Genomic DNA, 20,699 nt, shown 5'->3' with positions numbered 1-20,699 from the left:
CCGTGCGCTTCAGCCCAGGCGCTCGGCCTGGGCGGCGAACCAGCGCTGCGGCGGCAGCATGGTGGCGGCGTCGGCCAGCCGGGCGGTGCGCTGCTTGCGCTCGTCGTCGGACTGCTCCAGCGCGGCGTGCAGCGCCCGCGCCGTCTCCGACACGTCGTAGGGGTTCACCAGCAGCGCGTCGTCGCCCAGCTCGCCCGCCGCGCCCGCCTCGGTGGACAGCACCAGCGCGCAGCCGCCCTGGGAGAGCACCGGGCCCTCCTTGGCGACCAGGTTCATCCCGTCCCTGATCGGGTTCACCACCAGCACGTCGGCCAGCTGGTAGGCGGCGAGCGAGCGCGGATAGTCGTCCTTGACCTGCAATATCAGCGGCACCCAGCCCTCGGTGCCGAACTCGGCGTTGATCTCCTCGGCGGTCCGGCGCACCGCCTCGGTGTAGGCGCGGTACTCGGGCAGGTCGTGGCGGCTCGGGTAGGCGAAGGCGAGGTGCACGACCCTGCCGTGCCACTCCGGATGGTCGGTCAGGAACTCCCGGTAGGCGGCCAGCCCGCGCACGATGTTCTTGGACAGCTCGGTGCGGTCCACCCGCACGATCAGCCTGCGGTCGCCCACCTGCGCGCGCAGCGCCTCGCGCCGCTCGGCCACGTCCTCGGCCGCGGCGCGCTCCTGCATCGCGGGCCCGTCCACGCCCAGCCCGTACACGCCCACCCGGACCACCCGGCCGCCGAAGCTGACGCTGCGGGTGCGGTGGTCGATCTCGGCGTCCAGGAAGGCGGCGCAGCAGTCCAGGAAGGCGTCCGCCCAGCGCTCGGTGAGGAAGCCGACCTCGTCGGCGCCCAGGATGCCGGTCAGCACCTCTCTGCCGATGTCGGCAGGCAGCAGCCGGTAGTACTCCGGCGGCGCCCACGGGGTGTGCGAGAAGTGCGCGATGCGCAGGTCGGGGCGGCGGTCGCGCAGCATGCGCGGCGTCAGCGTCAGGTGGTAGTCCTGCACGAAGACTCTGGCGCCGTCGGCCGACTCCGCCACCAGCGCGTCGGCGAAGGCCCCGTTGTAGTCGCGGTAGGCCGCCCAGTCGGCGCGGAAGGCGGCGTCGAAGGCGGGCGCGTTGGGGGTGTCGAAGAGCAGGTGGTGCACGAACCACAGCACGGAGTTGGCCACCGTGTTGTAGGCGCGGTGGAAGGTGTCCTCGGGCACGTCGATCATGTGCACCGCGATGCCGCCGGTGTCGTGGCCCGCCTCGTCCAGCCGTCCGCCCGGCGCCTCGCGCACGGCCAGCCGGTCGGCCTCCGACAGCGCCGCGCACACCCACACGGTGCCGGCGCCGGCCGCGGCCGCGGAGAGCCCGGAGACCAGCCCGCCGCCCCCTCGCCGCAGGGAGAGCGAGCCGTCGTCGGCCTGTGAGAAGGAGACGGGTCCGCGGTTGGACGCGACGAGGATGTTCGCCTTATTCACCGTTGGCTCACCTGTTTCCCATCGGGCTGCGCAGGTTCCTAGTAGAACACCGGGGGGTCGTTCCCGATCGAGGCGGGGCCGACTCGTGCGATTCCGGTCACACCGCCGGGGACGGATCCGCAGGCCGGGGCGGTGCACCGCCCCGGCCAGGGGCTTCCTCCGCCGGCGGCGGGGAATGGAGAACCGGACGAAGCGTGCGTTACAGTGAGCGGCGGCGGCTCACGCACCCGCGGCACTCTGCCGCGCCGGTGGCGATGCCGTCCCACAACCGCAATTGAGTCTTAGAACAGCGTCTTACAACAGAACAGTGCTCATCCAGAGGGGTGGAGGGACCGGCCCTGCGAAGCCCCGGCAACCCTCCCGGTGAACGTGCCCGCGGTACAGCGCGGGCGGCGGCCGGGACAGGTGCCAACTCCGGCTCGTGGTCAGATCGGCCACGGGAAAGATGAGGAGGAGTTGCCTCGCATGGCGATCACCGCCACCCACAGTGCCGCCGAGACCGGCACACCAGGTTCCGCGTCCCCTTCGTTCGGCCCCGCCGTGGCGCTGTCGTGCCGCGAGTGCGGCGAGCGCTACCCGCTCGGCCCCGTCTTCGCCTGCGAGCAGTGTTTCGGGCCGCTCGAAGTGGCCTACGAGTTCTCCGGCGTCACCCGCGAGTCCATCGCGGCCGGTCCCCGCTCCATCTGGCGCTACGCCGGGCTGCTGCCGGTGCCCGCCGACGTCGCCGCCAAGCCCAACCTCGCCCCCGGCCTGACCAAGCTGGTGCGGGCCGACAACCTCGCCCGCGAACTGGGCATGCGCGCCCTGCACGTCAAGGACGACTCCGGCAACCCCACCCACTCCTTCAAGGACCGCGTGGTGGCCATCGCGCTGGAGGCGGCGCGCACCTTCGGCTTCACCACCCTGTCGTGCTCGTCCACCGGCAACCTCGCCGGCGCCGTCGGCGCCGCCGCCGCCCGCGCCGGGCTGCGCGCCTGCGTCTTCATCCCCACCGGCCTGGAGCCGGGCAAGGTGGTGATGGCGGCCGTCTACGGCGGGCAGCTGATCGCCATCGACGGCAGCTACGACGACGTGAACCGCTTCTGCTCGGAGCTGATCGGCGACCCCGCCGGCGAGGGCTGGGGCTTCGTCAACGTCAACCTGCGCCCCTACTACGCCGAGGGCTCCAAGACCCTCGCCTACGAGATCGCCGAGCAGCTGGACTGGCGGCTGCCCGACCAGCTCGTCATCCCGATCGCGTCCGGCTCCCAGCTCACCAAGGTCGACAAGGGGCTGCGCGAGCTGATCGCCCTCGGCCTGGTCGAGGAGAAGCCCTACAAGATCTTCGGCGCCCAGGCCACGGGCTGCTCCCCGGTCGCCACCGCGTACAAGGCCGGCCGCGAGGTCATCCAGCCGGTCAAGCCCGACACCATCGCCAAGTCGCTGGCGATCGGCAACCCCGCCGACGCCCCCTACGTGCTCGACATCGCCCGCCGCACCGGCGGCGCGGTCGAGGACGTCAGCGACCCCGAGATCGTCGACGCCATCAAGCTGCTGGCCCGCACCGAGGGCATCTTCGCGGAGACGGCCGGCGGGGTCACCCTCGGCGTGCTGCGCAAGCTGCTGGCCGCCGGAACCCTGGACCCCGACGCCGAGACCGTCGTCCTCAACACCGGCGACGGCCTGAAGACCCTCGACGCCGTCGGCGCCGGTGTCACCGCCACGATCAAGCCCTCCCTCGACGCCTTCCTCGAAGCGGGCCTGGTCCGCTAGCGCGGTCCGGTTCCTGTCCCTTTCCACCAGCCTGAGCACCTGAGGAGACGACGATGAGCGTGCGCGTGCGCATCCCGACCATCCTGCGCGACTACACCAAGGGCGAGGCCGAGGTGACCGCCGAGGGCGCCAGCCTCAAGGCGGTCCTGGACGATCTGGAGGCCAACTACACCGGCATCCGGGCCCGCGTCCTGGACGACTCCGGCAAGATCCGCCGCTTCGTGAACATCTACGTCGGCGACGAGGACGTCCGCTTCGCCGAGGGCCTGGACACCGCCACCCCGGACGGCACCCAGGTGTCGGTGATCCCGGCCGTGGCCGGGGGCTGACCGCCCGCCTCCCGGGCCCGCCGCGGCGGGCCCGGTGGCCGGGGCTAGTCCGCCACGCGCACGCCGATGTCGGTCAGCAGCGCGGCGGCCTGCGCCGCGGAGATGACGGCGCCGCGCAGCACGGCGGCGTCGCGCAGCGGGAAGTCGCCGAGGTCCGCGCCGCGCAGGTCGGCGCCGTCGAGCCGGGTGTCGCGCAGGTTGGCGCCGCGCAGCCGGCTGCCGGTCCACACGGTGTCGCGCAGGTCGGCGGCGGCGAGGTCGGCGTCGTCCAGCCGCACGTCCTCGACGGTGCGGCCGCGCAGGTCGAGCCCTGCCGCGCGCAGGCCCGAGGCATTGCAGCCCGACAGGGTGAAGCCGACGCCGCGCAGCCGCCGGAGGTCGGCGCCGGTGAGCCGGCAGCCGGAGAAGACGGCGTCGGTGAGCACGGCGCCCGACCAGCGGGTGGCGGCCAGGTCGACGCTGGTGAAGACCGCGTCGGTGCAGTCGGCGTCGGTGAAGCGGGCGCCGCCGGCCCGGCCGCCGCGCACGGCGGCGCCGTCCAGCATGGCGTCGTCCAGCGCCGCGCCCGACAGGTCGCAGCCGGTGAACGAGGCGCCCGCCAGCAGCGCGCCGGAGAGGTCGGCCTCGCTGAGGTCGCAGTCGCGGAAGGCGAGGGGCGCGGGCGCGCCGCGGCGGACCGCCAGCAGCGGGCCGAGCGAGCGCCCGGCCAGGTCCAGGCCGGCCAGCTCGCCGCCTGCCTCCAGCGCCGCCGTCAGCTCGGTGTCGGACAGGACCGCTCCGCCGGTGGTCATCCTGTTCCTCCTGGGTGCTCGCAGGCCCCGGCCCGGCGCCGGGGAAGGCCGTGGGGAGCCTACGGGTGAGCACCGTCACCCGGTGGGAGGCCGACCGGCCGCACCGCTCGCGCGGCCGGTGCGGACGCGCCGTATCCGCAGGCAGGACGGGTGCTTCGGCCGCTCCGCTTGCACTCGCCGGGGGAGAGTGCTAGACAATGCATTGGCACTCTCGGACTGAGAGTGCCAGGGAGCTATGCGGGATCGGGGCGATGAGGCCCCCGCCGCCGGCAGAAGGGCTGCCGTTGGGCTGGGGTCGTCCGTCGCGGGCGTCGGCCCGGACACCGCAGTACCAGCCCGGTATCGGGAGGACACCAGCTTATGGCAGCCAAACTGATCGCGTTCGACGAGGAGGCCCGGCGCGGCCTCGAGCGCGGTTTGAACCAGCTTGCGGACACCGTCAAGGTCACGCTCGGCCCGCGCGGCCGCAACGTCGTGCTGGAGAAGAAGTGGGGCGCCCCCACGATCACCAACGACGGTGTGTCGATCGCTAAGGAGATCGAGCTCGAGGACCCCTGGGAGAAGATCGGGGCCGAGCTCGTCAAGGAAGTAGCCAAGAAGACCGACGACGTCGCGGGTGACGGCACCACCACCGCGACCGTGCTCGCCCAGGCGCTGGTGCGCAAGGGCCTGAGCAACGTCGTGTCGGGCGCCAACCCGCTGGCCCTCAAGCGCGGCATCGAGTCCGCGGTCGAGCGCGTCAGCGAGGAACTGGCCAACCTCGCCAAGGACGTGGAGACCAAGGAGCAGATCGCCTCCACCGCCTCCATCTCCGCGGGCGACCCCCAGATCGGCGAGATCATCGCCGAGGCGCTGGACAAGGTCGGCAAGGAAGGCGTCATCACCGTCGAGGAGAGCAACACCTTCGGCCTGGAGCTGGAGCTCACCGAGGGCATGCGCTTCGACAAGGGCTACATCTCGCCGTACTTCGTCACCGACCCCGAGCGCATGGAGACCGTCCTGGAGGACCCCTACATCCTCCTGGTCAACTCCAAGGTGTCGGCCAACAAGGACCTCGTGCCCCTGGTGGACAAGGTCGTGCAGTCCGGCAAGCCGCTGCTGATCATCGCCGAGGACGTCGAGGGCGAGGCCCTGGCCACCCTGATCGTCAACAAGATCCGCGGCCTGTTCAAGTCGGCCGCCGTCAAGGCGCCCGGCTTCGGCGACCGCCGCGAGGCCCAGCTGACCGACATCGCCATCCTCACCGGCGGCCAGGTCATCAGCGAGAAGGTCGGCCTCAAGCTCGAGACCGCCGAGCTGGACCTGCTGGGCCGCGCCCGCAAGGTCGTCATCACCAAGGACGAGACCACCATCGTGGACGGCCTGGGCGACGCCGACCAGATCGCGGGCCGGGTCAAGGAGATCCGCAACGAGATCGAGCGGACCGACTCCGACTACGACCGCGAGAAGCTGCAGGAGCGGCTCGCCAAGCTGGCCGGCGGCGTCGCGGTGATCCGCGCCGGTGCCGCCACCGAGGTGGAGCTGAAGGAGCGCAAGCACCGCATCGAGGACGCCGTGCGCAACGCCAAGGCGGCCGTCGAGGAGGGCATCGTCCCCGGCGGCGGCGTGGCGCTGCTGCAGGCCAGCGCCCCGGCCTTCGAGAAGCTGGACCTGGAGGGCGACGAGCTCACCGGTGCCCAGATCGTGCGCTACGCGCTTGAGGCGCCGATCAAGCAGATCGCGGTGAACGCCGGCCTCGAGGGCGGCGTGGTGGTCGAGAAGGTCAAGAGCCTGGAGTCGGGCGTCGGCCTGAACGCCGCCACCGGCGAGTACGTCAACCTGTTCGACGCCGGCATCATCGACCCGGCCAAGGTGACCCGCTCGGCGCTGCAGAACGCCGCGTCGATCGCGGCGCTGTTCCTCACCACCGAGGCCGTCATCGCCGAGAAGCCGGAGAAGGAGAAGGCGCCGGCCGGCGGCGCCCCGGACATGGGCGGCATGGACTTCTAGTCCTCCTCCCGTACCGGCAGTACCGGCGGCACTCCCAGGGGCCGGTGTCCGCGAGCGCAGCTCGGGGGCACCGGCCCTTAGTGTGCGGGCCGCCGTCCGCCATTAGTGCAAGTTGCACTAATGGGGAGAGCTATATAGATTGATGCCGCCAAGTCCGGCGGCGGAGCCGGACGGACCGACGCGGGGGAGGCGGGCGATGTCCGGCCGCGCCAGTACCAGGGACCTGGTCGAGCTGACCGTGCTCGCGCTGCTCACCCGCGGGCCCCAGCACCCCTACGCCCTGCACCGGCAGATCCGCGAGTACCGCAAGGACTACGTCACCGGCCTGCCACGCAGCCTCTACCACGCGGTCGAGCGGCTGGCCGAGGCCGAGTTCATCGCCGCCGTCGAGACCAGCCGCGCGGGCCGCCGCCCCGAGCGCACCGTGTACGAGCTGACCGACGAGGGCCGCGCCGAGCTGCGCGACCGCCTGCGGGTCCGGCTGGAGACCCCGGTCGCCGATCCGGCGCCGTTCACCGCCGCCCTGTCCCTGCTGGGCGTGCTCTCCCCGGCGGAGGCCGGCCGGGCACTGGCCACCCGGGCGGCGGGCCTGGACGGGCGGATCGCCGCCGTCGAGGCGACGCTGGCCGGCCTGTCGGCCGTGCTGCCCCGGCTGCTGCTGATCGAGCACGAGTTCGAGCGGGCCCGGCTGACCGCCGAGCGCGACTGGGTGCGCGGCCTGCTCGGCGAACTGGAGCGCGGCGAACTCGACCTGGACCCGGCCCGCGCCGAGCCGCCCGGCGGCCCGCCGCCGGAAGGCGGCCGCTGACCGGCCCGCGGCCGCGCGGCCGCCCCTGAAAACGCCTCCGGCCGGATGCGCCAACATCCGGCCGGAGCGAAGCCGACCAGCCGGTACGGCCGGACGACCCGTCAGCGGGCTCACTCTATCCGGACCGGATCGGCGGGTCGTCCGACCGCGCCCGGACACCCGTCCCGGCGCCCACTCCGGAAGGAAACGCCATGAGCCACCGGTCCACGACCGCCGACCCGGCCGCCGAGCAGGAGATCGCCGCCCTGCTCGACCGGATGAACGCGGCCTGGAACGCCGGCGACGCCGACGCCTACGGCGCCGTGTTCACCGACGATGCCGCCTACGTCGTCTTCGACGGCACCCTGCTGCACGGCCGCGCCGCAATCGCCGACCTGCACCGCATGCTCTTCGCCGGGCCGCTGCGCGGCACCCGGCTGACCGGCGGCGCGGGTCAGCCGGACGGCTCCGGCCCGCTGGTCCGCCTCCTGGCCGACGGCGTCGCCCACATCGTCACCGACGGCGGCATGGCCATGCAGCCGCAGGCCGCCCCCGACCCGGGGCACGACTCCCGGGTGTCGCTGGTGGCCGTCCGCGAGGCGGACGGCTGGCGGCTGGCCGCCTTCCACAACACCCGCCGCCGCCCGGCGGGAGCGGGCCGCCCTTAGGGCACGGCCGACGCCGCCGGGCCGGTACGGGTCGAACGGCGTCGTCACCGGGCGCGGATCGTGTGAACGCCCGGACCTGACTGTGCCAGAGGGCTCGTCGACCTGGGGCCGTATGGGGCGCGGCGGTGGTCGTCACCGCCGCGCCCGAAGCCCGCACCGGCCTTGTCGGCGAGAGGTCAATCGGGAACCGAGATCAGCGGCCCCCGCGGCCGTTAGTGCCAGTACTCCTCGTAACCCCAGGCGAAGATGATGTGGCACCGCAGGCTGGAACTGCCGTCGGGCGTGAAGGTGATGAGCTGGTGCCCCACCACGTCGAGGTCCAGCGCCGGGTTCGTCCACCGTCCGGCGTACAGCGTGGGTCCAACGCCGAAACTGCCGCCGGGCAGATTCCCTTGGATGATTCCATAGTCGTCGGAGTGAGCCGAGTAGCCGCCCTCAAATGGAGGGTACGCAAAACCTGTGTCGTACTCCCAGTTGTACTGCTCGATGAGGATGGAGCCGCCCGGATAACCCGGGTCGTCGAAGTTGCCGACCGTTCCCGAGTAGTAGTCGACGACGCCCTCGTACGGAACCGGAAGGTCGTACCAGTCGGCCGTGTACATATCGATCGTGAAGAAGTACCGCCCCGCCTCGCACTGGCCGGTCCAGGTCCCTGGAACCACCTCGTGGGCGAAGACGGTATTGGCTGAGAGGCTCGGAGCCGCCGACGTCGACGGGGTCGGGTTCACTTCGGCGGAGGCGGAGGCGGAGGCGGGGGTGACCGCGAACAGCGAGGCGAGTACGCCCGCAGCCACCAGCCCGCGCAGTATCGGCTTCATCATAGAATAATGGCCGCCTTTGCTTATCGTGGAAGACCGCGCATGCACCTCACAGGCTAATTTTAATTCTTTCCAGGTGTGCGTCCAGTGGATTTACATCATATTGCCGTCCGGTGAAGTCTGATATTTTGGGTATGGCAATCTCTTGCGGTCGCCGCCTGTATCAAAGTTGATCATTAGCCATTCGTTCGCCACACCCGATCCGGCCTGCCCATGATCGCCGGCCCTATGATCAACTGCACGGGATGGTGACGTCGATGCGCAGCGAGCTGTGGTCGGTGTGCTCCATGTCGATGGTGCCGCCGTCGCCGAACTCGAAGGCGTCGGGGCTGACGATGTGCATGACGCCGCCGTTGCCCTTGCGGTAGTAGCCGTCGGGGACGCAGCCCTGGACGTTGAGGGAGTCGTCGCCGAAGAGGTCGTTCCAGAAGCCGCCTTCGCTGTACTCCAGGTTGAAGTCGCCGCCGCTGATCGTGTTTCCGCCGGCCATCTGGCCGCCGAGGCCCATCAGCTCCTCGGCCTGCCGGCCCGCCGTCTCCTCGTGCCGGGACAGGTGGGTGGCGCAGGCGGCGAACTCCGGGTACTCCAGGCAGGCGTAGCCGCGGTCCTCGCCGTCCTCGCCCAGGGCGTCCGGGTCGCTGTCCTGGGCGTGGTAGTCGCCCTCCTGCTCGACGGGCTCGAAGTCCGACAGTTCGCCGTTGACCATGACGACGTTGCCGTAGGGGGTGCCGTCCTGGCAGGTGACGCCGGAGCTGTGGAAGTTGTAGTCGACCTCGTCGTGCACCTGCTCCATCGCCTCGACCAGCGGTCCAGGGCCCCCATCGGCCGCCTCCACGTCGGACAGGCAGATCTCGTTCACCGTGACGATGTCCGGCGGGTCGTCGCTGGTGGTGATCAGGCTCGTCGCCTCGGGGATGGCCTGCCCGTCCTCGTAGCACGGGGCCGCGCCGCTGTTGCACAGGTTCATCTGCAGGATGTCGGCCTGCTGCGGCACGCAGTCCAGCGCCCAGACCGAGGGCGCCGCCGTGACGGAGAGCACCGCGGCGAGCACCAGGGCCTTCGGTGCGGTGCGCAGGGCGGGAGCGGTCGCCATCTCAGTCCTCGCAGGGGGCGTCGTCGGGGTCGGTGGGCTCGGTGGTGCGGCCGCCGCGCACGGCGGGCGGCTCGTCGCCGCCGTCGGCCGTCGCGACGTAGGGCGCGGGGGCGGTGCCGTCGCCGGCGTCGTCGTCCTCGGGCAGCGGCGCCTCGACGAACTGGAACTGCGGCTCCGGCACCACCGGACCGCCGTCGCCGGTGTCGGCCGCCACGGGGGCGGCGTCACCGCACTCGGCGTCCGGCGAGAACAGCGAGCAGACCGCGGCCTCGATCTGGGCGGGCACGGTGGTGAACAGCCCGGCCGCGTAGATGCCGCCCACGAGCGCACCCGCGAGCACGATCAGCGCCGCGTACTCCAGCACCGAGGCGCCGCGCTCCTTGACATGCGTTTTCTTCCACATGGACCGGGAGTGTGGGCCGCCGGGGGTGCTGCGACAAGGTGCCATGGGTGCGTACTCGGTTCCGTGCGCGCTGACGTGGGGTGAGTGGGCGGTCCAGATCCGGCCGCGGAGCCGGCCGGAAGCTGGAGAGGCGGGGCGGCGGCGGCCGCCCCGCCTCGGGGAGGCCCGGCCGGGAGGAGAGGAGTGTGACCGGCCGGGTGTGGTCGTCTGGGCGGAGTGTGCACCGTTCCGCCGGTATGACCAGTGTGGCCCCGGGTGCGCCGGGCGCGCATGAGCCCGCGGACCCAGTCCGGGCCCGAATCCGCTTGGGTCCGGCGGCTCAGCCGGACCGGGCGGGGGCCGGGGCTTTCTTGGGCCGGGCCCGGGTGGCGGCCGGGCGGCTCGGGCGCGGGAACGGCCGCCGACCAGCGGGATCGGCGGCCGCTTACGGCCGTGCCGGTGGCGCCGGGACGGCGGACCGATATGGTCCAGTGTCGTGACGGATCTGTTCAATTCGCCGGTCCTGCTGGTCGACCAGCCCAAGCGCTTCTTCGTCGACCAGTCCGAGTACCACGTGTTCAACGGCCAGGGGCAGCGCGTCGCCCACGTGCACGAGATCAACCTGAGCGCGGGCATGCAGGTGCTGCGCTTCATGGCCGAGAGCACTACCGGCTTCCGCCGCCAACTGGCGGTGAACGACGCCTACGGGCGGCCGCTGTTCCTGATCGACAAGTCGTGGGAGCTGTTCACGGCCACCACCTCGATCTCGGTGCCCAACGGGCCGGTGATCGGCTACATCGACCAGGACTTCAAGCTGCTGAAGTCCAGCTTCCGGCTGCTGGACGGCTACAAGCGGCTCGTCGGCACCATCTCCGGCGACTTCTGGGGCTGGGACTTCGCCCTCAGCGACGCCAACGGCCTGGAGGTCGCCCGGGTGAACAAGCAGTACGCCGGCCTGACCGCCGAGGTCTTCACCGCGGCCGACCGCTACGCCCTCCACATGCGCTACGGCAACCTCCCCGAGCCCCTGCGCACCCTGGTGATCGCCTCCGGCGTCACCATCGACCTGGTCCTCCAGGAGGGCAAGCGCTAGGGACCGGAACCGGCCCGGTCCGCCGCCCCCGGACGCTGTTGGGCCCCGCCCCAGCTGGGTAGGCACCCGGTGTGCCGGTGACAGATGTGAACGCGGATCAGTGGGCGATGCGGCGGAGCGGGGACGGCGGGGCGCGTCCGGTGGGAACGAGAGCGCTGGCCGCGGTCGGCGCCGTGCTCGGGCTGGTCTGGCTGGTGGCGGTGCTGTCCGGCGCGGGCGCCGACGCCCTGTGCGGCCCCGGCTCGCAGAGCTGCCTGGAGCGCATCCGGCTCTTCGACTGGGTGTCGGCCGCCCCTGCTCTACTGGCCGCCGTCCTGACGGCCGCCGCCGCGGGCACCCGCCCCGGCCCCGAGCGCGCCCAGGTGCGCCGCTACGCCCTCGGCTACGCGGTCGTCGCGTGGACGATGGCCCTCGCGGTGCTGTTCGTGGGCTACGCGCCGATCGGCTAGCGCGGCGCCCGCCCCCCGCCTGGTGGGCGGGGGACGGGCTCTGTTCGTGCTACGGCAGGGTGTCCAGGTGGCCGCCGACGACGGTGGCGAAGCGGTCGCCGTTGAGGCCGTCCCAGTTGGTGGACCAGGTCATGGCGCCGCCCAGGCCGGGCCAGGTGCGGGGCGGGGTGAAGCTGCCGCACGAGGTGCCGCGGGTGAGGCAGTCCAGCGCGCGGTTGACCACGGTGGCGTCCACGTAGCCGCTGCCGGCCGCCCGCGAGGAGGCCGGGACGCCCAGGGAGACCTGGTGCGGTTCCAGGTGCTGGAGCAGGATGCACGCCTGCGCGGCGATGAACTCCACGCCGCCCTGGGAGTAGACCCGGCCGTCGCAGCCGTTCATGCTGCCGGAGTTGTAGTACTGGGTGTGCACGGCGTCGATCAGGTGGGGGATCTCCTCGACCAGCTGCATGTAGGGGCCGTCGAACTGGAACTCGATGGTCTGCGGCGCCATGGTGAGCACGAAGTCGTCGCCGGCCCTGGCGGCCAGCTGCCGCGCCGCCTCGGCGACGTTCGTGCCGTTCATGCCGTGCTCCAGGTCGATGTCCAGGCCGTCGAAGCCGTACTCCTGCATCAGGCCGTGGAAGCTGTTGACGAAGTTGGCCACCGAGGTGGGCTGGCCGAAGTCGACATTGCCCAGCTCGCCGCCGATCGACAGGATCACGTGCTTGCCCTCGGCCTGCGCCTGGGCGATGTCGGCGATGAACTGCTGGCGGGTGTAGCCGCCGAGCGCGCTGGACAGCGCCGGGTCGAGGTTGAAGGTGACCGCGCCCGGCTGCCCGGCGACCTGGTCGGCGAAGGCCACCACGATCACGTCGTAGTTGTCGTGCACGTCGCTGAGCCGCTGCGGCTCGGCGCCGTTGACGAAGTTCTGCCAGTAGCCGGTCAGGTGCGGGTTGGGCAGGGTGCCGCTGTTGTTGCCGCCGCCGGTGCCGGTGGTGGCGGTGACCTCGGCGGAGCGGGCCGACTCCCCGGCGCCGTTGTAGGCGGCGACGGAGAAGCGGTAGGCGGTCTGCCCGGCCAGCCCGGTGACGGTGTGGCTGGTGCCCGGGACGGTGGCGACCAGCGTGCCGTTGCGGTAGACGCGGTAGCCGTCGGGGTCGCCGCCGGCGGCGTTCCAGCGCAGGCTCACCGAGGACGCGGTGGTGCCGGTGACGGTCAGTCCGCCGGGAGAGGCGGGCGGCTGCTCCTCGCCGCCGCCCACCGGGTCGCCGTCGAGCACGACGTCGTCCAGGTAGTAGGCGCCCTGGCCGTGCCAGCCGTGCGCGAAGATCGTGACGCGGCCGCTCGCGCCGCTGGTGACGTTCAGCGTCAGCTGGGTCCAGGCGTTCGGCGAGGACGCCCAGGTGCTCGTGGAGCCGCCCGCGACGCCGTCGGCGCCCAGGAAGGTGTAGTTGCCGCGCACCCAGGCCGACAGCCGGTAGGGCGAGTTCGGCTGGACGGTGACGGTCCGCTGGCAGCGCGCGGTGTCCTGCCCGGCCGGGGTGCCCGACAGCGCCCGGGAGCCGGCGTGCACCGGGCTGGTGACCAGGGCGTGCTGCCCGGAGCAGGACCAGGCGCCCAGGCCGCCGGACTCGAAACCGGAGTCGGTGACGACATTGACCGCCGCGGCGGGGGAGGCGGGCAGCAACGCCATGGCCAGCGCGCCGAGCACCGCGAGCAGGCCGGCCGCCGCGCGGCGCGGCCAGGACGGACGGTGGGACGGGGGACCGGACGGCGGGGGTTCGACGTGCACGGCGAAGTCCTTCGGTCGGAAGTGGGCGCCGGACCGGCCGGACCGGCGGCGGGCAGGCTCCCGCCGGGCCCGGCGGGAACCGCGTACTGTCCCGACCGTCGACGCCGCAGCGCCTCCCGGCCGGCTTGCGTGCACGCTCACAATGTGGACGAGCGCGCCGCCGCCGGTCAAGGATTTCGCCGCAGAAACTGGCAACAAACTTTACGGTTGGAGTGTCGACGCAGGTGGGCGAGCCCGTCACTGTAGGTGACGGCGCCGCGTCCGCGCAGGAGAGGGCCGGACTGCCCACCACGCGCAGAAGCGCGGCCGTCCCGAGCGGTCCGGACCGCCTCCGCTCAGATCTCCTCGCCCGCCAGCACGTCCTCGGCGTCCACGATCCGGTAGGCGTAGCCCTGCTCGGCCAGGAAGCGCTGGCGGTGGGCGGCGTAGTCCTGGTCGAGGGTGTCGCGGGCGACGATCGCGTAGAAGCGCGCGGTGCGGCCGTCGGCCTTGGGGCGCAGGACGCGGCCGAGGCGCTGGGCCTCCTCCTGCCGGGAGCCGAAGGAGCCCGACACCTGGATGGCCACCGACGCCTCGGGCAGGTCGATGGAGAAGTTCGCCACCTTCGACACCACCAGGGTGCTCAGCTCGCCCGCGCGGAAGGCGTCGAAGAGCCGCTCGCGCTCCTTGATCCGGGTCTCGCCCTTGATCACGGGGGCGTCCAGCGCCTCGCCCAGCTCGTCGAGCTGGTCGATGTAGGAGCCGATGACCAGGGTGGGCTGCCCGGCGTGCCGGGCGGCGAGGTCGCGGACGACGGCCGTCTTGGCGCCGGTGGAGGCGCAGAAGCGGTAGCGGTCCTCGGGCTCGGCGGTGGCGTAGGCCAGCCGCTCGCCGTCGGTGAGGGTGACGCGCACCTCCACGCAGTCGGCGGGCGCGATCCAGCCCTGGTCCTCCATCTCCTTCCACGGGGCGTCGTAGCGCTTCGGCCCGATCAGCGAGAACACGTCGCCCTCGCGGCCGTCCTCGCGCACCAGGGTGGCGGTGAGGCCGAGGCGGCGGCGGGCCTGGAGGTCGGCGGTCATCCGGAAGATCGGCGCGGGCAGCAGGTGCACCTCGTCGTAGACCACCAGCCCCCAGTCGCGTGCGTCGAACAGCTCCAGGTGGCTGTAGACGCCCTTGCGGCGCGAGGTCATCACCTGGTAGGTGGCGATGGTGACCGGCCGGATCTCCTTGCGGCTGCCGGAGTACTCGCCGATCTCGTCCTCGGTGAGCGTGGTGCGGCGCAGCAGCTCGCTCTTCCACTGGTGCACCGAGACGGTGTTGGTCACCAGGATCAGGGTGGTGGCGCGGGCGTGGGCCATGGCCGCCGCGCCCACGATCGTCTTGCCCGCGCCGCACGGCAGCACCACCACGCCCGAGCCGCCGTGCCAGAAGCTCTCGGCCGCCTCCTGCTGGTAGCCGCGCAGCGACCAGCCGTCGGTGGCCAGCTCGATGGGGTGCGCCTCGCCGTCGACGTAGCCGGCCAGGTCCTCGGCCGGCCAGCCCAGCTTCAGCAGCGCCTGCTTGAGGTTGCCGCGCTCGCTGGGGTGCACCGCGACGATGTCGGGCTCCAGCCGCTCGCCCAGCATGGCCTTGGTCTTCTTGGCGCGCAGCACCTCCTCCAGCACCGCGCGGTCCAGCGCCTGGAGCACCAGGCCGTGCACGGGGTGGCTGTGCAGCTGGAGCCGTCCGTAGCGGCCCATCGTCTCGGCGATGTCGACCAGCAGGGAGTGCGGCACCGGGTAGCGCGAGTGGGTGAGCAGCGCGTCGACCACCTGCTCGGCGTCGTGCCCGGCCGCCCGCGCGTTCCACAGCGCCAGCGGGGTGATCCGGTAGGTGTGGACGTGCTCGGGCGAGCGCTCCAGCTCGGCGAAGGGGGCGATGGCGCGGCGGCACTCGGCGGCGAGGGGGTGGCTCACCTCCAGCAGCAGCGTCTTGTCCGACTGCACGATGAGCGGGCCGTCGGTCACGGGGGCCTCCACGGGTAGGGGCGGGCGGGCCGGCCGGGGGGCCGCGCACGTACCGGTATAACGCCTGCGACCCTCCCCCGCCTTCCGAACGGGCGGGACGGCCTCGCCGAACGGGCTCAGCGGCCGTATTCGGACGTGCGGGCTTCGCGGCGGCCCGCGTGGTTCGTGCGACAGTGAGCGATTGTGGAACTGACCGAGTCGCTCCGGCTCCTCGCCGAGCAGAACATGTCCGGTGTGGCCTTCCTGGCGGCCTATGGCGTGACGTGGCTGATCTGCGGTGTCCTCTGGCGAAGGGTGTCAGAGCGCGCGGCCGCCTTCGCCACCCTCTTCCAGGGCATGGTGGCCTTCCCCGCGGCCCTCGGCCTGTCCGCACTGATCGGGGCGATCGGCCAGGATCGGCCAGTGGCCGACGAGATCACCCAGCTCTCGGCGCTGGTCGGGACCTCCCAGGCCCTCGGTCTGCCGTTCCTCGTCTACCTCGCCGTCAAGCAGCAGTACACCCTCGTGCCCGCGGCCTTCACGGGGATCACGTCGATGCACTTCGTCCTGTACTCGTGGCTGTACCAGACACCGGTCTATATCGTGATGGCCCTACTGATCTCCCTGGGCACCGCGACCGTGATGCTCATGGCACCGGAGGCCGATCGGCGGGCCGGACCGCAGCGGGTCAGCCTGCTGACCGGTGGCCTGCTGCTGGCGACCGGTCTCGTCTTCCTGGTCCTGCACACCGCCGCCGACTAGGTCCTGCGAGCACCCCCCGCCACGGGGTGCGGGCCGCGTTCGGCCGCGTGACCCCACCCCGACCAGGAGAAGCACCGCCTAGGCGAGCGCGCCGATGATGAAGAGCAGGAAGAAGAAGCCGATCCACAGGACCGGGGTGAGGGCCAGGCACACCCACGACCAGCGGGTCAGCCGGGAGACGCGCTCTTCGTCGACGTGCTCGCCGATGGCCATCGCGGCCAGCGCGATACCGCCGATGGACGGCAGCCCGAGGCACCACACCAGCGCGAGGATGTTGAAGACGAGCGAGGCCGTGGCGCCGCCGTGGCTGATCCGCGGCGGCGGAGGCGGCGCGTAGCGGGGCGCCATCGGCGCCGCGGGCGCCTCCCAGCCCGACGTGGGCGGCTGCACGGCGTAGTCCTGCTGGTCGGGCCACCCCGGCTGCTCCCAGCCCTGCGGGCCGTACTGCTGCGGCGTGGCGTAGGGGTCCCATCCGGCGGGATCGCCCTGCGGCCCCCACTGGTTGCTCATGCGGTCGCTCCTCTTCGGCGGGTCGGGGTGTCAGTAGGACATGAAGGCGGACAGCAGGCCCACGCCGTACAGGGCGACGAAGATGACGCAGATCACCAGCGAGGCCCCGGCCAGCGCCACCGAGGCGTTCGCGAGCCCCTTCGTGGTCGACGGGTTCGGCGAGCGGAGCGAGAGCGCCAGGATGGCGCAGACGATGCCGCCCAGCGAGGTGAAGAGGACGAACACGCTGAGGCAGCAGGCGAACAGCCCCAGGCAGTTCAGCACGAGCCCGACGATCGCCAGGGTGTTCGCCGGCCCCGGGCCGCCCTGGCCAGGGCCGGGCGGCGGGGGGCCCGGCGGCGGGCCGTAGCCGCCGGGGCCGTAGCCGCCCGCGCCGTAACCGCCGGTAGGGCCCTGGGCTGCCCCGTAGCCGCCGGTGGGGCCGCCGTGGCCGGGAGGGGGATAGGGGTTCTGGCCGCCCGGGCCGTTCCAGCCCTGCGCGCCCCACTGGTCGCTCATGCGCCGAACCTCCGCAGCCGACGGGTATACCCGCAATCGTGTCACATCCGGTAGCCGCGGGCGGGGCGAGCGGGAGTCCCGCGGACACACTCCGCCACTTGGACGCGGTGGAGGGGCGTCCGGCTCCGGCCACCTCGCCCTAGGCGGGTGTGGAGCCGGCCACTTCGGCGACGCCGGTGATGCGGTGCAGCGCGAAGCGGTGCACGGCGGCGCGGGTGGCGTCGTAGGCGGTGAGGTAGCCGCCCTCGACCCGGGCGGGCTCCACGATGCGGCTGCTGGCCTGGCCATCGTTGTCCAGGTAGCCGATCCACACCCGCGCGCCCGCGTTCACCGCCGCCGACAGGGTGGCCAGGGTGGCGGCCACCGCCGAGCGGGGCGGGGCGTCGGCGGGCGCGGCGAGCGGGCGGCGCTCGGTGGTGGCCGCCTCGTCGCCGGCCCGCAGCGCGCGCACGGCGGCGCGGCGCAGCGCCGCGTCAGGGGTGCGCGGCTGGGCGGCGGCGGGCTGGGCCTCGGCCCGGCGCAGCCGCGGCCGGCTCAGCACGACGGTGCCGTCGGCGGCCTCGGGCACCGGCGCGTAGCCCAGCTCGCGCAGCGCCTCCACCAGGATCGGCCGGGTGGTGTGGCCGGCCACCACGGTGGGGGCCAGCCGGAACAGCTGGAGGTGGCCGGCGCGGGGGTCGGCGAGCACCTGGTCGAGCGTGACGGGGTCGTCGCAGCGCAGGTAGGCGCCTGCCGTGCCGACCCGCAGCCGGCCGTGCCTGCGCGCGGTGTCCTCGACCAGGTAGCGCAGCGGCTGCGGGACGGGGGTGGCGGAGCGGGTCTCCAGCAGCGCCAGTATCTGGTCAGTGCCCTGGCCGTGGTCGAGGGCGCGGCGGACGGAGTCGGGGGTGAAGCGGTAGACGGTGGCGCCGCCGGTGGACTCCACCTCGGCCAGCTGCGCCAGCCGTCTGGCCAGCTCGGGGACGAGCGGTCCCGGGGCGACTGCGGTGAGGTCGGCCTGGAGCAGGACGTGGTCGACCGGCTCGGGCAGGTGCGGGGCGAGCGCCTCGGCCGCCGCCTCCTCGCCCGAGGGCAGCGCGGGGCCGTGCGCGGCGAGCGCGCCGAGCCCGATCAGTCCCAGTTCGGCCGCCTCGCGCAGGGTGGCGTCCACCACCAGCTCGTAGCCGGCGCCCTGGCGGCGCGGCCGCTCCCAGGCGAGCCGGGCGGCCAGCGCCGCGCGCTCGGGGGCCAGGCCGGGGGCGGCGGCCAGCGCGGCGAGCACGTCGGCGCGGATCTCGGGGGCGGCGCCGCGGTCCAGGCCGGGGCCGAGGGCGTTGACCGGCTTGCCGCGCTCGTCGCGGCGGCCGGTCAGCGAGGCGACGCGGGTGGACTCCAGCCAGGCGGTGGCGAGCCGGGCCCAGCGCCGGGCCGGCTCGGCCTGGCACCACAGGTCGTAGCCGACGGTGGGCAGCCACTCGCCGTCGTGCGCGGCCAGCAGCCCGGCGGCGTGCGCCGCCTCCAGCGCGGTGGCGGCCGCCGTCTCGTCCAGGTCGAGGGCCTGCGCCAGCCGGCGCAGCTCCCTGGTGCCCAGGCCGCCCGCGCGCAGCACGGAAGGGGGCTCGTCGGCGATCGCGTCCAGCAGGGACTGGACGGTGCGCAGGAAGGTGAGGGCCTGCCCGCCCGCGGCGCGGTCGACCAGGTCGGGGCGGCGCTCGGTGCCGGTGAGCGGCGGGGCCGCCGCGGAGTCGCGGAAGAGCGCGCCGCCGCGCAGCAGGAGGCCGACCTCCCGGGGCAGCGCGACGGTGCTCTCGTCGACGGCCGCGAGCAGGCCGCGAGCGAGCAGCCGGTCGATCGGTGAGGACGCGTCGGCCCGGCGCACCCGCCGGCGGGCCGAGGCCACGCTGCCCTTGGACGGCCCCCAGGCCAGCCGGTCCAGGGCCGCCCGCGCCTCGGGCCCCGCCTCCTCGGCCAGGGCGGCCACCCGCGCAGGCTCGGCGAGCAGCCCGGCCACCCGCTCGGCGAGGTCGGCGCCGGACAGGGTGGGGTCGCGGTCGGCGGGCGCGGAGTGCGCGCCGGCGGCGGGGTCGGAGGCGGCGCGGATGTCGATGAGCAGGTCGACCAGCTGGTCGGTGGGGTAGCCGGCGAAGACGAGCGACGCGCGGGGGCCGAGCCCGGCGGGCGAGGGCAGCACCGCGTCCAGGCCGGGCGCCGGGCGCAGGCCGGTGGCCGACTCCCAGATGAGCGCGCGGGTGAGCAGCAGTTCGGCGGCGCGGCTCGTATCGGCGGGCTCGGGCGGGGTGCCGCCGTCGGGGGTGAGCAGCGCGGGCAGCTCCTCCGGCGCGGCCGCCCCCACGGCGACCAGCGCCTCCACCACCCGGAGCGCGACGAGGTCCAGCCGGTCGAGCGCCCGGACCAGCGCGGCCCGGGTGGTCGCCCGGGCGGCCAGCGAGCGGAGGTCGGCGGGGACGGGGGTGATGAGGTCGGGGCGCGCGTCGAAGAGCGCCGCCAGCCGGTCGTCCGGGGCGGCGCGCAGCCAGGAGACATACGTATCGTGAGCGCCCATCCGACCTACGTTAAGCGATCCCGGGCGCTGCCGCGGCACGCCGCCCCGGACCGGGTGTGGCGGCGGCGGCGGGCCCGCCCGCTGCCGGCTCGGCGGCGGACGCCTCCCGCAGCTGTGTCACTGTCCGGCAAGAAGTAATTACGGAGTGTGATTAAGGCTGGTGGTGAGGGGTATAACCCTGACACGTTCCGCTCCACACCGCCCAGGAGGAACGCCACTAAAGCCGGTGGGCCCGCCCGCCGGAGCGCGGCGCCCCCGCCCATTCCGTCCCGACTCCGCATAGCGGGCGGGGGGCGCCGCCGACGGGGACCCGGACTTCGCGTCCGGGTCCCCGTTCGCTTGTCCGGCCCGACCGCTCGCGTCGGCCGCCGGTGCCGTGCGGATGAACGCGTGGGCGAGACGTGGACCGGGCTCGCGGGCGACGGCCGGGGGCGCCGCGGGCGGCGCCCGATTTGTGACCGAAGGCGGGCAGGTGATTTTCGCGTCCGCGCGGCGGGTGCCGGTAACCTAGAGGGGACAGGGGCTCCAGGCGCGCGCACGTGCCGGGGCCTCTCGCGAGACAGGCAGGCTGCGGCGATCCGGCCACGATTCTACGACGAGGTTTCACGTGCCCACCGGCAAGGTCAAGTGGTACGACACGGGCAAGGGGTTCGGATTCCTCACCAGTGACGACGGTGGTGAGGTGTTCGTCCACTCCTCCGCGCTGCCCGCCGGCGCCGTGCTGCACAGCGGCCAGCGGGTGGAGTTCGGCGTGGCCCAGGGGCGCAAGGGCGCCCAGGCCCTCCAGGTGAAGGTCCTCGACGCACCGCGCTCGGTGGCGAAGGCGCTGCGCAAGAAGCCCGAGGAAATGGTCGTCATCGTGGAGGACCTGATCAAGCTGCTCGACCACGTCTCGGGCGCGTACCGCAGGGACAAGCACCCCGACCGCCGCGAGGCGGCCAAGATCGCCCAGGTGCTGCGGGCGGTCGCCGAGGACCTCGAAGCCTGAGCCCGCCGCGGCGCGGCGGCGCCGCATGCGCGCAGTTCACCTGTGGTGCCAATCGCCCCCG

19 protein-coding genes and 1 riboswitch are annotated in these 20,699 nt (G+C 73.2%); of the genes, 9 read left to right on the top strand and 10 right to left on the bottom strand.

From position 1 onward, the window contains the following. Positions 1–9: 9 nt before the first annotated feature. Positions 10–1,449, bottom strand: a complete 1,440-nt coding sequence (locus CLV72_RS08320; RefSeq protein ID WP_106242510.1) for an alpha,alpha-trehalose-phosphate synthase (UDP-forming) — start codon at positions 1,447–1,449, stop codon at positions 10–12. A 308-nt stretch (positions 1,450–1,757) separates the two neighbouring features. Then, positions 1,758–1,901, top strand: a riboswitch (SAM riboswitch). 13 nt (positions 1,902–1,914) lie between these two features. Between CLV72_RS08320 and thrC the strand changes: the two genes are divergently transcribed. Further along, positions 1,915–3,201, top strand: a complete 1,287-nt coding sequence (gene thrC, locus CLV72_RS08315) for a threonine synthase (protein WP_106242507.1) — start codon at positions 1,915–1,917, stop codon at positions 3,199–3,201. Between the two features lie 53 nt (positions 3,202–3,254). Further along, positions 3,255–3,530, top strand: coding sequence for a MoaD/ThiS family protein (locus CLV72_RS08310; protein ID WP_106242502.1), 276 nt, complete (start codon positions 3,255–3,257; stop codon positions 3,528–3,530). Positions 3,531–3,574: 44 nt separating this feature from the next. Here CLV72_RS08310 and CLV72_RS08305 read toward each other — a convergent pair whose 3' ends face one another. Beyond that, on the bottom strand, positions 3,575–4,321 hold the full coding sequence (locus tag CLV72_RS08305; protein ID WP_106242499.1) for a pentapeptide repeat-containing protein: 747 nt from the start codon (positions 4,319–4,321) through the stop codon (positions 3,575–3,577). 360 nt (positions 4,322–4,681) lie between these two features. Between CLV72_RS08305 and groL the strand changes: the two genes are divergently transcribed. The 3 genes from groL (at position 4,682) to CLV72_RS08290 (ending at position 7,765) form a co-directional block, all read left to right on the top strand. Beyond that, on the top strand, positions 4,682–6,310 hold the full coding sequence (gene groL / locus CLV72_RS08300; RefSeq protein WP_106242494.1) for a chaperonin GroEL: 1,629 nt from the start codon (positions 4,682–4,684) through the stop codon (positions 6,308–6,310). A 196-nt stretch (positions 6,311–6,506) separates the two neighbouring features. Then, a complete protein-coding gene (locus CLV72_RS08295) occupies positions 6,507–7,118 on the top strand; it encodes a PadR family transcriptional regulator (protein ID WP_106242490.1) in 612 nt (203 codons plus the stop codon). 191 nt (positions 7,119–7,309) lie between these two features. After that, complete coding sequence (locus tag CLV72_RS08290; RefSeq protein WP_106242486.1) at positions 7,310–7,765, top strand: SgcJ/EcaC family oxidoreductase; 456 nt, start codon at positions 7,310–7,312, stop codon at positions 7,763–7,765. 212 nt (positions 7,766–7,977) lie between these two features. On the opposite strand, the gene CLV72_RS08285 is transcribed toward CLV72_RS08290, so the two are convergent. From CLV72_RS08285 to CLV72_RS08275, 3 genes are all read right to left on the bottom strand, one after another. Then, a complete protein-coding gene (locus CLV72_RS08285) occupies positions 7,978–8,583 on the bottom strand; it encodes a hypothetical protein (RefSeq protein WP_146159387.1) in 606 nt (201 codons plus the stop codon). Between the two features lie 232 nt (positions 8,584–8,815). Further along, on the bottom strand, positions 8,816–9,676 hold the full coding sequence (locus CLV72_RS08280) for an exonuclease/endonuclease/phosphatase family protein (RefSeq protein ID WP_106242479.1): 861 nt from the start codon (positions 9,674–9,676) through the stop codon (positions 8,816–8,818). A 1-nt stretch (position 9,677) separates the two neighbouring features. After that, positions 9,678–10,079 (bottom strand): hypothetical protein, encoded by a 402-nt coding sequence (locus tag CLV72_RS08275; protein ID WP_146159386.1) that lies wholly within the window; start codon positions 10,077–10,079, stop codon positions 9,678–9,680. A gap of 475 nt (positions 10,080–10,554) precedes the next feature. On the opposite strand from CLV72_RS08275, the gene CLV72_RS08270 reads away from it, so the two are divergent. Both CLV72_RS08270 and CLV72_RS08265 read left to right on the top strand, forming a co-directional pair. Then, positions 10,555–11,151 carry an LURP-one-related/scramblase family protein gene (locus tag CLV72_RS08270; RefSeq protein WP_106242472.1) on the top strand — a complete coding sequence of 199 codons (597 nt, stop codon included), beginning with the start codon at positions 10,555–10,557 and terminating at the stop codon, positions 11,149–11,151. Between the two features lie 140 nt (positions 11,152–11,291). Beyond that, positions 11,292–11,600: a hypothetical protein gene (locus CLV72_RS08265; RefSeq protein ID WP_146159385.1), complete on the top strand. Its 309-nt coding sequence runs from the start codon at positions 11,292–11,294 to the stop codon at positions 11,598–11,600. A gap of 49 nt (positions 11,601–11,649) precedes the next feature. Here CLV72_RS08265 and CLV72_RS08260 read toward each other — a convergent pair whose 3' ends face one another. Both CLV72_RS08260 and CLV72_RS08255 read right to left on the bottom strand, forming a co-directional pair. Further along, entirely contained in the window at positions 11,650–13,371 is a 1,722-nt protein-coding gene (locus CLV72_RS08260; protein ID WP_211302775.1) for a chitinase, read from the bottom strand. A 335-nt stretch (positions 13,372–13,706) separates the two neighbouring features. After that, entirely contained in the window at positions 13,707–15,359 is a 1,653-nt protein-coding gene (locus tag CLV72_RS08255) for a DNA repair helicase XPB (RefSeq protein ID WP_106242464.1), read from the bottom strand. Positions 15,360–15,542: 183 nt separating this feature from the next. On the opposite strand from CLV72_RS08255, the gene CLV72_RS08250 reads away from it, so the two are divergent. Then, the gene (locus CLV72_RS08250; protein WP_106242461.1) at positions 15,543–16,100 is read left to right on the top strand and encodes a DUF7010 family protein; all 558 of its coding nucleotides are present in this window, start codon (positions 15,543–15,545) and stop codon (positions 16,098–16,100) included. A gap of 78 nt (positions 16,101–16,178) precedes the next feature. On the opposite strand, the gene CLV72_RS08245 is transcribed toward CLV72_RS08250, so the two are convergent. The 3 genes from CLV72_RS08245 to CLV72_RS08235 all read right to left on the bottom strand — a co-directional run bounded on the left by CLV72_RS08245 (position 16,179) and on the right by CLV72_RS08235 (position 19,650). Beyond that, on the bottom strand, positions 16,179–16,610 hold the full coding sequence (locus tag CLV72_RS08245; RefSeq protein WP_106242458.1) for a hypothetical protein: 432 nt from the start codon (positions 16,608–16,610) through the stop codon (positions 16,179–16,181). 30 nt (positions 16,611–16,640) lie between these two features. Next, entirely contained in the window at positions 16,641–17,108 is a 468-nt protein-coding gene (locus CLV72_RS08240) for a hypothetical protein (protein WP_106242456.1), read from the bottom strand. 139 nt (positions 17,109–17,247) lie between these two features. Continuing rightward, positions 17,248–19,650, bottom strand: a complete 2,403-nt coding sequence (locus tag CLV72_RS08235) for a helicase-associated domain-containing protein (RefSeq protein WP_106242453.1) — start codon at positions 19,648–19,650, stop codon at positions 17,248–17,250. 607 nt (positions 19,651–20,257) lie between these two features. On the opposite strand from CLV72_RS08235, the gene CLV72_RS08230 reads away from it, so the two are divergent. After that, a complete protein-coding gene (locus CLV72_RS08230; RefSeq protein ID WP_106242449.1) occupies positions 20,258–20,638 on the top strand; it encodes a cold-shock protein in 381 nt (126 codons plus the stop codon). Positions 20,639–20,699: the final 61 nt, after the last annotated feature.

This window comes from Allonocardiopsis opalescens (assembly GCF_003002095.1).
GTDB lineage: Bacteria > Actinomycetota > Actinomycetes > Streptosporangiales > Streptosporangiaceae > Allonocardiopsis > Allonocardiopsis opalescens.
This window is presented reverse-complemented; position numbering and strand designations above follow the sequence as displayed.